The sequence below is a fragment of the Streptomyces sp. NPDC006743 genome (genome assembly GCF_040703815.1).
In the GTDB taxonomy this organism is placed as follows: Bacteria; Actinomycetota; Actinomycetes; order Streptomycetales; family Streptomycetaceae; genus Streptomyces.
Genome location: NZ_JBEYJA010000002.1, coordinates 80,344 through 92,898, shown reverse-complemented (window position 1 = coordinate 92,898; position 12,555 = coordinate 80,344). Strand labels below are relative to the sequence as shown.

General features: G+C 73.2%; 9 protein-coding genes. 7 read left to right on the top strand and 2 right to left on the bottom strand.

The window, feature by feature from the left end; translation table 11 throughout:
- Together ABZ719_RS01935 and ABZ719_RS01930 are read left to right on the top strand one after the other, a co-directional pair.
- Complete coding sequence (locus tag ABZ719_RS01935; protein WP_366723304.1) at positions 1-1,584, top strand: MFS transporter; 1,584 nt, start codon at positions 1-3, stop codon at positions 1,582-1,584.
- Positions 1,581-2,633: a TolB-like translocation protein gene (locus ABZ719_RS01930; RefSeq protein ID WP_366723303.1), complete on the top strand. Its 1,053-nt coding sequence runs from the start codon at positions 1,581-1,583 to the stop codon at positions 2,631-2,633. The genes ABZ719_RS01935 and ABZ719_RS01930 overlap by 4 nt, the downstream gene beginning before the upstream one ends.
- A gap of 105 nt (positions 2,634-2,738) precedes the next feature.
- Here ABZ719_RS01930 and glnA read toward each other — a convergent pair whose 3' ends face one another.
- The gene (glnA, locus tag ABZ719_RS01925; protein WP_037855769.1) at positions 2,739-4,100 is read right to left on the bottom strand and encodes a type I glutamate--ammonia ligase; all 1,362 of its coding nucleotides are present in this window, start codon (positions 4,098-4,100) and stop codon (positions 2,739-2,741) included.
- Between the two features lie 339 nt (positions 4,101-4,439).
- Here glnA and ABZ719_RS01920 point away from each other — a divergent pair, with 339 nt between their 5' ends.
- The gene (locus tag ABZ719_RS01920; RefSeq protein ID WP_366723302.1) at positions 4,440-5,648 is read left to right on the top strand and encodes a globin domain-containing protein; all 1,209 of its coding nucleotides are present in this window, start codon (positions 4,440-4,442) and stop codon (positions 5,646-5,648) included.
- A 193-nt stretch (positions 5,649-5,841) separates the two neighbouring features.
- Here ABZ719_RS01920 and ABZ719_RS01915 read toward each other — a convergent pair whose 3' ends face one another.
- Entirely contained in the window at positions 5,842-6,297 is a 456-nt protein-coding gene (locus ABZ719_RS01915) for an Rrf2 family transcriptional regulator (protein ID WP_366723301.1), read from the bottom strand.
- Between the two features lie 261 nt (positions 6,298-6,558).
- On the opposite strand from ABZ719_RS01915, the gene ABZ719_RS01910 reads away from it, so the two are divergent.
- The 4 genes from ABZ719_RS01910 to ABZ719_RS01895 all read left to right on the top strand — a co-directional run bounded on the left by ABZ719_RS01910 (position 6,559) and on the right by ABZ719_RS01895 (position 12,538).
- A complete protein-coding gene (locus ABZ719_RS01910) occupies positions 6,559-7,329 on the top strand; it encodes a DUF3105 domain-containing protein (protein ID WP_366723300.1) in 771 nt (256 codons plus the stop codon).
- On the top strand, positions 7,326-8,072 hold the full coding sequence (locus ABZ719_RS01905) for a DUF305 domain-containing protein (protein WP_366723299.1): 747 nt from the start codon (positions 7,326-7,328) through the stop codon (positions 8,070-8,072). The genes ABZ719_RS01910 and ABZ719_RS01905 overlap by 4 nt, the downstream gene beginning before the upstream one ends.
- 284 nt (positions 8,073-8,356) lie before the next feature.
- Positions 8,357-10,303, top strand: coding sequence for a S53 family peptidase (locus ABZ719_RS01900; protein WP_366723298.1), 1,947 nt, complete (start codon positions 8,357-8,359; stop codon positions 10,301-10,303).
- Positions 10,304-10,783: 480 nt separating this feature from the next.
- Positions 10,784-12,538, top strand: a complete 1,755-nt coding sequence (locus tag ABZ719_RS01895; RefSeq protein WP_366723297.1) for an NAD+ synthase — start codon at positions 10,784-10,786, stop codon at positions 12,536-12,538.
- Positions 12,539-12,555 lie beyond the last annotated feature (17 nt).

Below are 12,555 nucleotides of genomic sequence, written 5' to 3'. Positions count from 1 at the left end.
ATGTACGTAGCGGACAGCCGCGCGGGCACCCCGGGTGCCGCGCACGCACCGGCGTCCGCGGAAGGCGCCGCCCGGCCGGGTCCCGGGCGGCGCCGCGCCGCGGTCGCGCCCACGGTCCTCGCGCTGGGCACGGTCAGCCTGATCACCGACGTGTCCTCGGAGATGGTGACGGCGGTCCTGCCGCTGTACCTGGTCACGGGCCTCGGACTCTCCCCGCTGGGCTTCGGCCTGCTGGACGGCGTCTACAACGGCTTCTCGGCCCTGGTCCGGCTGGCCGGGGGCCACCTGGCCGACCGCGGCAGGGGCGGCCACAAGTGGGTGGCCGGGCTGGGCTACGGCATCTCGGCGCTGTGCAAGCCGCTGCTGCTGGTGGTGCACAGCCTCACCCCGATCGGCCTGGTCCTGGCCGCCGACCGCACCGGCAAGGGCCTGCGCACCGCCCCGCGCGACGCGCTGATCTCCTTGTCCAGCAGCCCCGAAACGAGGGGCCGCGCCTTCGGCGTCCACCGCGCGATGGACACGGCGGGCGCGCTGCTGGGCCCGCTGGCGGCGTTCTGGATCCTGCGGGCGACGGTGGACGGCTACGACGCGGTCTTCACGGTGAGCTTCTGCGTGGCGGCGGTGGGGGTGACGGTCCTGGTCCTGTTCGTACCGTCCGGCCGGGCCGGGCGTCCCCCGGCGGAGGCCCCGCGCGAACACCCCGCCACGCGTGAGGCACCCGGCCGAGGTGAGGCGCCCGCCACGCGTGAGGCGTCCACCGCCCGTGAGGCACCCGCCCCACGTGAGGCACCCGCCACAAGTGAGGCGCCCACCGCCCGTGAGGCACCCGCCCCACGTGAGGCACCCGCCACAAGTGAGGCGCCCACCGCCCGTGAGGCGCCCGCCACCGGTGAGGCGCCCTCCGCCCGTGAGGCACCCACCACCTGTGTGGCGCCCGCCACCCGTGAGGCGCCCGCCACGCCCACGCCTCTCACCGCCTCCACGCCCCCCACCCTGCGCGCGGCCCTCGCCCTGCTCCGCCACCGCGACCTGCGCCGGATCACCCTCTGCGCCCTCCTCCTGGGCCTGGCCACGGTCAGCGACTCCTTCGTCTACCTGCTGCTGCAGCGCCGCCTGGGCGTCCCCGACCGCTGGTTCGCGCTGCTCCCGCTGGGCACGGCGGCGGCGTTCCTGCTGCTGGCGGTCCCGCTGGGCCGGCTGGCGGACCGGGTGGGCCGCTGGACGGTCTTCGTGGCCGGCCACGGCGCCCTGCTCCTCGCCTACGCCCTGCTGCTCACCTCCTGGCACGGCACCGCGCTGCCGTACGCCGTCCTGCTCCTGCACGGCACGTTCTACGCGGCGACGGACGGCGTCCTGATGGCGGCGGCCTCGGACGGCGTACCACCGCACCTGCGCTCCTCGGGCCTGGCCCTGGTCCAGACGGGCCAGGCCACGACCCGCTTCGTCTGCTCGCTGGCCTTCGGGGCGGCGTGGACCGTGTGGGGCGACCGCACGGCTCTGACGGCATCGACACTGATCCTGGCGGCGTGCGCGGTGCTCTCCTGCTCGCTGCGCCCCCGCCCGAAAGGCACGGCACCGGCATGACGGCACGCGCCCGCATCCTGACCCTGCTCGGGGCGGTCCTCGTCCTGGCGGCGGTGGCGGTGACCTCCGTGCTGCACGCCACGGCCCGCGCGGACCGCCGCGGCCTGCCGCAGGCGGGCGGCCCCCGGGTGTCGCCGGCCGAGGTGACCCTGACGGCCCCCGGCCGCATGGTCTTCCGCAACATGGCGTGGGGCCCGCACCGCGACGAACTGACGACGGTCCCGTCCGCCGACCCCGCCGCCCCGCGCACCGCCTCGGGCCTCAAGTGCCTGCGCTTCCACGCCGCCGCGGGCACCGGAGTGTGCCTCCAGGCGGTGCACGGCCCGGTCTCGGACACCTACCGCGCCCTGATCCTGGACGCCCGCCTCGAGGAGCGCGCGCGCTACGACGTCCCCGGCATCCCCTCGCGCGCCCGCGTCTCCCCCAGCGGCCACTTCGCGGCGTGGACGGCGTTCGTGGGCGGAGACTCGTACGCGGGCACGGACTTCTCGACCCGCGCGGCGATCGTGGACGTCCGCACGGGGAGGCTGATCCCCACCCTGGAGAAGTTCCGCGTCGTCAAGGACGGCCGGCCCTACACGTCCCCCGACGTGAACTTCTGGGGCGTCACCTTCGCAGCCGACGACCGCACCTTCTACGCCACGCTGGCGACGAAGGGCAGGACCTACCTGGTGCGAGGCGACCTGGCCGCGAACACCCTCACCACGGTCCACCAGAACGTCGAATGCCCGTCCCTGTCGCCGGACGGCACGCGCATCGCCTACAAGAAACGAGTACCGGGCCTCCCCCGGGACGCCCCCTGGCACCTGTACGTCCTGGACCTGCGGACGATGCGCGAAACGCCCCTGGCGGAACCCAGGAGCGTGGACGACCAGGCGGTCTGGCAGGACCCCCGGACCATCGTCTACGCCCTGCCCGGCGACTACGGCGCGGACCTGTACGCGGTCCCCGCCGACGGCACGGGCCACTCGCGCCGCATCAGCACGGCGGCGGTGTCCCCTGCGTTCACCGGCCGGCCGGCGGCCCCGGCCCCGCACTCCGGGCACTGACGGGCGGGCCGCTTCCCGCCCTCCCCCGGCCCTGCCGCGGCCGGACCGGCCGGCGGGAGCGGCGCCCCGGACCCGCCGCCCCCACCGTGCGCCGCCACCGCGCCCCTACAGCACCGGCAGATGCTTCCGCAGCTCGTACGCCGTGACCTCGCTGCGGTACTCCTCCCACTCCTGCTTCTTGTTGCGCAGGAAGAAGTCGAAGACGTGTTCACCGAGGGTCTCTGCGACGAGGTCGCTGTTCTCCATGAGGGTCAGGGCCTCGCCGAGGTTCTGCGGGAGGGGTTCGATGCCCATGGCACGGCGTTCGGCGTTGGAGAGGGCCCAGACGTCGTCCTCGGCGCCCGGCGGGAGTTCGTAGCCCTCCTCGATGCCCTTGAGGCCGGCGGCGAGCAGGACGGCGTAGGTCAGGTACGGGTTCGCGCCGGAGTCGATCGAGCGGACCTCGACGCGGGCCGAGCCGGTCTTGCCGGGCTTGTACATCGGGACGCGGACCAGGGCGCTGCGGTTGTTGTGGCCCCAGCAGATGTAGGACGGGGCCTCGCCGCCGGCGCCCGCCGTGCGCTCGCTGCCGCCCCAGATGCGCTTGTAGGAGTTGACCCACTGGTTGGTGACCGCCGAGATCTCCGCCGCGTGGCGCAGCAGGCCCGCGATGAAGGAACGGCCGACCTTGGAGAGCTGGTACTCGGCGCCGGACTCGTAGAAGGCGTTCCGGTCGCCCTCGAAGAGGGAGAGGTGGGAGTGCATGCCGGAGCCCGGGTACTCCGAGAAGGGCTTCGGCATGAAGGTCGCCTGCAGGCCCTGCTCCAGCGCGACCTGCTTCATGACCAGGCGGAACGTCATGATGTTGTCGGCGGTGGAGAGCGCGTCGGCGTAGCGCAGGTCGATCTCCTGCTGGCCGGGCGCGCCCTCGTGGTGGGAGAACTCCACCGAGATGCCCATCGACTCCAGCATGGTGATCGCCTGGCGGCGGAAGTCCATGCCGATGGCCTGCGGGGTGTGGTCGAAGTAGCCGGAGTTGTCGGCGGGCGTGGGGCGGGAGCCGTCCAGCGGGCGGTTCTTCAGCAGGAAGAACTCGATCTCCGGGTGGGTGTAGAAGGTGAAGCCCAGGTCGGAGGTGCGGGCGAGGGCGCGCTTGAGGACGTAGCGGGGGTCGGCGAAGGACGGGGAGCCGTCCGGCATGAGGATGTCGCAGAACATGCGGGCCGTGCCGGGGGCCTCCGCCCGCCAGGGCAGGATCTGGAACGTGGACGGGTCCGGCTTGGCGATCATGTCGGACTCGTAGACGCGCGCGAAGCCCTCGATGGCGGAGCCGTCGAAGCCGATGCCCTCGTCGAAGGCCTGTTCCAGCTCGGCGGGGGCCACGGCCACGGACTTGAGGAAGCCCAGCACGTCCGTGAACCACAGGCGTACGAACCGGATGTCGCGCTCCTCCAACGTCCGGAGCACGAACTCCTGCTGCTTGTCCATCTTCCGCTTCCCCATCCTTGCTGGTCAGGCCGCCTGTGTCCGTACGTCGGCACGGGAGGCGGTCGGGCACGCGAGCATCACACCACACCAGCGTTTCACGCGCGTTGCGGACCTTGATCGTCCGGTGGCCGCCGGGCCGAACGCCGCGCGGACGGGCGGTGTACTGCCCTGCCGCCCATCTTGCCTCCTGAGCGGCCCCCTCGTAATGGCCGAGTCGTCTCGCGAGTGAGCGACGCCACGCCCGTTTAATTTGCATCTCAAATGCAAGTTTCAATACCGTTCACCTCAGTCGAGCGATCGAACTGTCGAGCGATCCGGTCGAGCCTTCGAGGAGTCACGATGCTGTCCGAACAGTCAGCAGCCACCGTCCGCGCCACCCTGCCCGCCGTGGGCGGTGCCATCGGCGAGATCACCGAGCTGTTCTACGCCAAGCTGTTCGACGCTCACCCCGAACTGCTGCGCGACCTGTTCAACCGCGGCAACCAGGCCTCCGGCGCCCAGAAGCAGGCCCTCGCGGGTTCCATCGCCGCCTTCGCGACGTACCTGGTGAACAACCCGGACCAGCGCCCCGACCTGATGCTGCACCGCATCGCCCACAAGCACGCCTCCCTCGGCATCGTCCCCGAGCAGTACCCGATCGTCCACGAACACCTGTTCGCCGCCATCGCCGAGGTCCTCGGCGAGGCCGTGACGGCCGAGGTCGCCGCCGCCTGGACCGAGGTCTACTGGCTGATGGCCAACGCCCTCATGGCGATCGAGAAGCGCCTGTACGAGCAGAGCGAGCAGACCGGCTGGCGCGAGTGGAAGGTGGTCGAGCGGATCGAGGAGACCGCCGACGTCGCCACCTTCAGGCTGCGCCCGGCCGACGGGGGCCCGGTCCCCGGCTACCGCGCCGGCCAGTACGTCTCCGTCGGCGTCACCCTCGCGGACGGCGCCCGGCAGATCCGCCAGTACAGCCTGACCGCGGCGCCCGGCTCCCCGGAGCGGCAGTTCGCCGTCAAGCGGGTGAGCGGCGACGCCACGACCCCCGACGGCGAGGTCTCCAACCACCTGCACGCCCACGTGCGCGAGGGCGACGTCCTCCAGCTGTCCGCCCCCTACGGCGACCTCGTCCTCGAGGACACCGCCGCGCCGCTGCTGCTCGCCTCCGCGGGCATCGGCGTCACCCCGATGATCGCCATGCTGGACCAGCTCGCCGAGGCCGGCCACAGCGCCCCGGTGACCGTCGTGCACGCCGACCGCTCCCCCGCGTCGCACGCCCTGCGGGCCGACCACGAGGCGTACGCCGCCAAGCTGGCGGACGCGCGCACGGTCTTCTTCTACGAGCAGTACGACGAGGACGCGGCGGGCGCCGGCCGGCCCGGCCTGGCCGACCTCGGCGACGTCGAGGTCCCGGCCGGCACCCAGGCCTACCTGTGCGGCCCGCTGCCGTTCATGCGCGCGGTGCGCGAGCAGCTCCTGGCCAAGGGCGTGGCCGCGGCCGACATCCACTACGAGGTCTTCGGCCCGGACCTGTGGCTGGCCAAGGAGGCCACCGCGGCGGCCTGAGAGCGGTACCGCCCGGCGGTCGCGTGGCCGGACGGCCGCCCGACCCGACGGCTGCGCGGCCCGGCCCGGTGTGAAAGCCGCCGGCCGGAAGCGGTTCCCCCGACCGCCTCCGGCCGGCTTTTTCCGTTCCCGTCCGTCTGGCCGGCCTCCTGCTCGCCGGCCTCTCCCCCGCCGGGGCGTCTGCCGGGGCCGGTCAGTCCCCCGTGCCGGCCGGTCGCCGCGCGCTCGGCAGGCCCAGCAGCAGCGGGCCCGTCGGGGAAGCGACCATGTCGGCGACGGTGAGCGGGTCGAGGGCGGCGTAGAACGCCTCCTGGGCCCGGCGCAGGGCACCCCGCAGCCGGCAGTCGGAGTTCAGCGGACACGGGTTCGGGCCCTCGCAGTCCGCGACGTCGCCCTCGCCCTCCAGGGCGCGCACGATCGCGCCGACGGACGCGCCGCGGCCCGCCTCCGTGAGGGTCAGGCCGCCGCCCCGGCCGCGGCGGGCCGCGAGCAGCCCGCGGTGCTGGAGTTCGGCGACGACCTTCGCGGCGTGCGTGTACGGCACGCCCATGTCCGCCGCGACCTCCCGGGTCGTGGGGCTGGACCCGCCCGCGACGGCGAGCCTCATCAGGACGCGCAGCGCCATGTCGGTGGAGCGCAGCAGCCGCATGCGGCAAGCCTAGATAATGCGCATCTGCGGTTCAACTTATCCGGCGCCCACCTCGGCCGCGCAGCCCACCGGCGTTCACCTGGGCCGCAGCCCACCGGCGTTCGCCTCCGCCGCGCAGCCCGACGGCGCCCACCTCTGGCGCTGCCCGGTCTCCCGCGCGCCCCGCCCTCCCCACTACCATCAGCACGCCCCACCCTCGGCACGCCCGCTCCCCGCTCCTCCCGCCCCGCTCCATCCGACCGTGACACGAAGGGCTCCCCCATGGGCTCCGCCAAGAAGCCGGACAGCACCGCAGCCGGGCAGCGCAAGGCCCGCATCGAGGAGATGCGCCGTGCCGACCGGTCCCGGGAGCGCCGCAACCGCCTGCTGGCCATCGCGGCGAGCGTGGTCGTCGTCGCGGGCCTGGCGGTCGGCGGTGTGGTGCTGGTCCAGTCGCGGTCCGACGACACCGCACCGGTCGCGAAGGCGAGCGCGTCCGCGGCCACCCCGACCGGGGTGAGCGGCATGAGCGGCAGGAACGGCCAGGACGCGGCGGACCCGAGCGGGGGGAAGGGCAAGGACGGCAAGGGTGGTTCCGGCCGCTTCGTCACGGGCGCGGACGGCGTGCGGACCTGGCAGGGCACGCTCGGCCGCACCCACACCACCGCCCCGGTGACCTACCCGATGGAGCCCCCGGTCGGCGGCGACCACAACCCGGTCTGGCAGAACTGCGACGGGGACGTCTACACCGCCCCGCTGAAGAACGAGCACGCCGTGCACGCCCTGGAGCACGGCGCGGTCTGGGTGACGTACAACGCCAAGGCGTCCAAGGCGGATGTGGCCGCGCTCGCGGCGAAGGTCCGCCGCACGCCGTACACGCTGATGAGCCCGGTGCCCGGCCAGAAGGACCCGGTCATGCTGTCGGCCTGGGCGCACCAGCGCACGGTGACGGGCGCGGCCGACCCTGCCGTGGACGCGTTCCTCGCCAAGTTCGTCCAGGGCCCGCAGACGCCGGAGCCGGGCGCCGCCTGCACGGGCGGGGTGGGCCAGTGAGGGTCGCCGGGCTGGTCGCGGGCGCCGTCGCCACGGCGGTGGTCGCGGCCGGGGCGGTCACCTACGCGGTCGCCGCGGGCGAGGACGGCGGGTCCGGCGGCGGCGCGGCCGTCCCGGCGGCGACGGCCCAGGCACGGGGACAGGCCCCGGCGGCCCCGGCCGTCCCGGCCGCCTCGTCCGCGGACGCCGGTTTCGCCCGGGACATGGCGGTCCATCACCAGCAGGCCGTGGAGATGTCGTACATCGTGCGCGACCGTACGAACGACACCGAAGTGCGCCGTCTCGCCTACGACATCGCGCAGACCCAGGCCAACCAGCGCGGCATGCTGCTGGGCTGGCTGGACCTGTGGGGGCTGCCGAAGGTGTCGGCGGACCCGCCGATGGCGTGGATGGGAACGGGCAGCACCCCTTCCGCCGGAGGCGGTACGGCCGCGGCGGACAGCAGGGACGAGGCCGACGGGGCGGACGGAGCGGACGGGGCGGACGGGGCGCTGATGCCCGGCATGGCCACCGACACCGAGCTGAAGAAGCTCGGCCGGCTCCGGGGCAGGCAGGCCGAGGTGTTCTACCTCCGGTTGATGACGGCCCATCACCGCGGCGGCATCCACATGGCGCAGGCGTGCGCGGCCCAGTGCACGGTGGGTGTGGAGAAGCGGCTGGCGCAGGGCATGGTGGACGCGCAGCAGTCGGAGATCCGGCTCATGGCCGACATGCTCGAGGAGCGCGGGGCGACGTCCCGTTAGGGTCCGTACGACTCCAGTCCCACGGCCGTACGGCGCCCGTTTCCTGACGACGGGCGACCGGAATCCGGGGAACGAAGACCGCAATTCATGCGCTATACACCGGTCCTGACGCTTCCTTGGGCTTCTCTTGGCCTGCCCATTCCCCTGGCATGAACGGTTCTTCGGGAAGAGTGGCACTCGATCGTGTGATCCATTCAGGGGCCGAACCGCCGCGGCCGGCATGCGGATCACGCGAGGTCCCACCACTCATTGCGTTACATGCGATCCGCATCGCAGGGGGTTATATGAGATCCAACCGCGCCACCGTGCGTACCGGAGTGAGCCTGGCAGCGACACTGCCGATGGTCGCCGGTGCGCTGGTGCTCGGCATACCCGCGGCCCACGCCGCGGGCCACCCGGACGCCCGCCACGCGATCGCGGGCACCAAGCCCGCGTGGGCGACGGCCAAGGCGGACAAGGGCGCCACCGCGAACAGCGCCCCGGTCAACGCCCGGGTGTACCTGGCCGGCCGCGACGCCGCGGGCCTGGCCGAGTACGCCAAGGCGGTCGCCGACCCGTCCTCGCCGCAGTACGGCAAGTACCTGAGCGCCCAGGAGGCGCAGGCGCGTTTCGGTGCGACGAAGGCCCAGGTGGCCGCCGTCACGTCGTGGCTGAAGTCGGCGGGCCTGAAGGTCACTTCGGTCACTGCTCACTACGTCGCCGTCTCCGGTGACGTCGCCGCCGCCGAGAAGGCGTTCGGCACCCAGATGCACAACTTCGCCAAGGGCTCGAAGACCTACCGCGCGCCGGCGCAGTCGGCGTCCGTGCCGGCGGGCCTGCGGAGCACGGTCCTGACCGTCACCGGCCTGGACAACGCCCCGCACAAGTCCGACCACAAGGACCAGCTGCCGCCGCCGGACGCGGTGTTCAAGAACTCCGGGCCGTTCTCCTCGTACTACGGCTCGAACATCGCGAAGACGCTGCCGTCCGCCTACGGCGAGAAGATCCCGTACGCCGTCAAGGGCTACACGGGCAAGCAGCTTCGCTCGGCCTACGGCGCCGGCAAGTACACCGGCAAGGGCGTCCGCGTCGCCATCACCGACGCCTACGCCTCCCCGACCATCGCCTTCGACGCGGCCGCGTACGCGAAGAAGAACGGTGACAAGGCGTGGCGGACCAGCCAGCTGCGCCAGGTGCTCCCCGGCACCTACACCAAGACCGAGGAGTGCGGGGCGGCCGGCTGGTACGGCGAGGAGACCCTCGACGTCGAGGCCGTGCACGCGGTCGCGCCGGACGCGGACGTCACCTACGTGGGTGCCGCCTCCTGCTACGACGACGACCTGCTCGACTCGCTGAGCAAGGTCGTCGACAACCACCTGGCCGACATCGTCTCCAACTCCTGGGGCGACATCGAGGCCAACCAGACGCCGGACCTGGCCGCCGCCTACGACCAGGTGTTCCAGTTCGGCGCGGTGGAGGGCATCGGCTTCTACTTCTCCTCCGGTGACAACGGCGACGAGGTCGCCAACACCGGCACGAAGCAGGTCGACACCCCGGCCAACTCGGCCTGGGTGACCGCGGTCGGCGGCACCTCGCTGGCCGTCGGCAAGGGCGACAAGTACCTGTGGGAGACCGGCTGGGGCACCGACAAGGCGACCCTGTCGGCCGACGGCAAGAGCTGGGAGGGCTTCCCCGGCGCCTACACCTCCGGCGCGGGCGGCGGCACCAGCAAGACCGTTCCGCAGCCGTACTACCAGAAGGGCGTCGTCCCGAACGCGCTGGCCACCGCCAACAACGCCGCCGGCAACCGCGTCGTCCCGGACATCGCGGCCATCGCCGACCCGAACACCGGTTTCCTCGTCGGCCAGACGCAGACCTTCCCCGACGGGTCGCAGCAGTACGCCGAGTACCGCATCGGCGGCACCTCGCTGGCCGCCCCGGTCATCGCCGCCGTCCAGGCCCTCGCCCAGCAGGCCCAGGGCGGCAAGGCGATCGGCTTCGCCAACCCGGCGATCTACTCGAAGTACGGCTCGAAGCTGTACCACGACGTGGTGGACCAGCCGACCGGCAAGGACCTCGCGGTCGCGCGCGTCGACTTCGTCAACGGCATCGACGCCACCGGTGGTCTGAGCGTCTCCGTCCGCAGCCTCGGCAAGGACAGCTCGCTCAAGGCCGTCAAGGGCTACGACGACGTCACCGGCGTCGGCTCGCCCGCGAAGGGCTACGTCGACTCCTACGGTCGCCGTCACTGACCCGCACCGGCACCGGTCACGCGCCCGCTCCTGCACCCAGGGGCGGGCGCGCGTGCGTGTACGGCACCCGCGCGCCCCGGGACGCGGCGCCGGGCACGTCCCCGGGACGCCCGGGCAGGAGCGGGTGACCCGCGGGAGCGGAACGGAAGACGCCGGCCGGCCACCGCTGCCGGACGGGCCACCGCGCACCCCGGGGCAGCGGCCGGAAGCGACGGCACGCGGCGCGGCCGGCCGTACGGCGCGCCCGACCGCGCGGGGAGGGACGCGGACGTGGCGGGCTGGACTCGGGCGTGGCGCGCGGGACGGCCGGGCAGGGCGGGGGGCTGCCGGTGCGACGGTCCGAGGTGCGCAGTCCGAGGTGCGCGGCGCGCGCTGCGCGGTGCGCGGTGCGCGGTGCGCGGCCGCCTGGTGCGGTGGGCGTGGGGCGGCACACACTGCTCGGCACCCCATCGCGTCGCTCTGACGATTACACTGGTGCGCGTGCCTCAACTACGTCTCGCCCTGAACCAGATCGACTCACGTGTCGGTGACCTCGCCGCGAACGCCGAGGCGGTCGTCCGCTGGACCCGGCACTCCGCCGAGCAGGGAGCGCACCTCGTGGCGTTCCCGGAGATGGTGCTGACCGGGTATCCCGTCGAGGACCTGGCCCTGCGGTCGTCCTTCGTGGAGGCGTCCCGCGCCGCGCTGCGCGCCCTCGCCGCCCGGCTCGCCGAGGAGGGCTTCGGCGAGCTGCCGGTCGTCGTCGGCTACCTCGACCGCTGCGAGACGGCCCAGCCGAAGTACGGCATGCCGGCCGGCGCCCCGCAGAACGCGGCGGCGGTGCTGCACCGCGGCCGGATGGTGCTGAACTTCGCCAAGCACCACCTGCCCAACTACGGCGTCTTCGACGAGTTCCGCTACTTCGTGCCCGGCGACACCATGCCCGTCCTGCGCGTGCACGGCGTCGACGTGGCCCTCGCGATCTGCGAGGACCTGTGGCAGGACGGCGGGCGCGTGCCGGCCGCCCGTACCGCGCGCGCGGGTCTGCTGCTCTCCGTCAACGCCTCCCCCTACGAGCGGGAGAAGGACGACACCCGCCTGGAGCTGGTGCGCAAGCGGGCCCAGGAGGCCGGCTGCACCACCGCCTACCTGGCCATGACCGGCGGGCAGGACGAACTGGTCTTCGACGGCGACTCGATCGTGGTCGGCGCGGACGGCGAGGTGATCGCGCGGGCCCCGCAGTTCACCGAGGGCTGCGTCGTGCTCGACCTCGACCTGCCGGCCGCGGCGGCCGACGCGCCCGACGGCGTGGTCGACGACGGGCTGCGCATCGACCGCGTCGTCCTGTCCGAGGAGCCGCTGCCCGCCTACGCGCCGGAGCGCGCCGGCGGGCACGCCGCCCACCTGGACGACGACGAGGAGGTCTACACGGCGCTGGTCGTGGGCCTGCGGGCGTACGTGCAGAAGAACGGATTCCGCTCCGTCCTCGTCGGCCTGTCCGGCGGCATCGACTCCGCCCTCGTCGCGGCCATCGCCTGCGACGCGGTCGGCGCGGAGAACGTGTACGGCATCTCCATGCCGTCCAAGTACTCCTCCGAGCACTCCCGGGACGACGCGGCCGAGCTGGCCCGGCGCACCGGTCTGCACTTCCGCACCGTGCCGATCGAGCCCATGTTCGACGCGTACATGGGCTCGCTGGGCCTGACCGGCCTGGCGGAGGAGAACCTCCAGTCGCGGCTGCGCGGCACACTGCTGATGGCGGTCTCCAACCAGGAGGGCCACATCGTCCTCGCCCCCGGCAACAAGTCGGAGCTGGCGGTGGGGTACTCCACGCTGTACGGCGACTCGGTGGGCGCGTACGGTCCCATCAAGGACGTGTACAAGACGTCGGTCTTCCGGCTCGCCGAGTGGCGCAACCGGGCCGCGGCCGAGCGTGGCCAGACACCGCCGATCCCGGAGAACTCCATCAGCAAGCCGCCGAGCGCGGAGCTGCGACCGGGGCAGGTGGACACGGACTCGCTGCCGGACTACCCGGTGCTCGACGCGATCCTGGAGCTGTACGTCGACCGGGACCGGGGCGCCGACGAGATCGTCGCGGCGGGCTACGACCGTGAGCTGGTCGTCAAGACGCTGCGGATGGTCGACCGGGCCGAGTACAAGCGCCGCCAGTACCCGCCGGGCACCAAGATCTCCGCGAAGGGCTTCGGCAAGGACCGCAGGCTGCCCATCACCAACGGCTGGCACGAGCACGCCTGACGGCCCGGCGGGCGCAG

What these genes read in the sequence shown, in the direction of transcription:
- ABZ719_RS01910 (WP_366723300.1), top strand. Translation starts at nt 6,559, where the DNA reads ATGGGCTCCGCCAAGAAGCCGGACAGCACCGCAGCCGGGCAGCGCAAG.
- ABZ719_RS01930 (WP_366723303.1), top strand. Translation starts at nt 1,581, where the DNA reads ATGACGGCACGCGCCCGCATCCTGACCCTGCTCGGGGCGGTCCTCGTC.
- ABZ719_RS01920 (WP_366723302.1), top strand. Translation starts at nt 4,440, where the DNA reads ATGCTGTCCGAACAGTCAGCAGCCACCGTCCGCGCCACCCTGCCCGCC.
- ABZ719_RS01915 (WP_366723301.1), bottom strand. Translation starts at nt 6,297, where the DNA reads ATGCGGCTGCTGCGCTCCACCGACATGGCGCTGCGCGTCCTGATGAGG.
- ABZ719_RS01900 (WP_366723298.1), top strand. Translation starts at nt 8,357, where the DNA reads ATGAGATCCAACCGCGCCACCGTGCGTACCGGAGTGAGCCTGGCAGCG.
- glnA (WP_037855769.1), bottom strand. Translation starts at nt 4,100, where the DNA reads ATGGACAAGCAGCAGGAGTTCGTGCTCCGGACGTTGGAGGAGCGCGAC.
- ABZ719_RS01935 (WP_366723304.1), top strand. Translation starts at nt 1, where the DNA reads ATGTACGTAGCGGACAGCCGCGCGGGCACCCCGGGTGCCGCGCACGCA.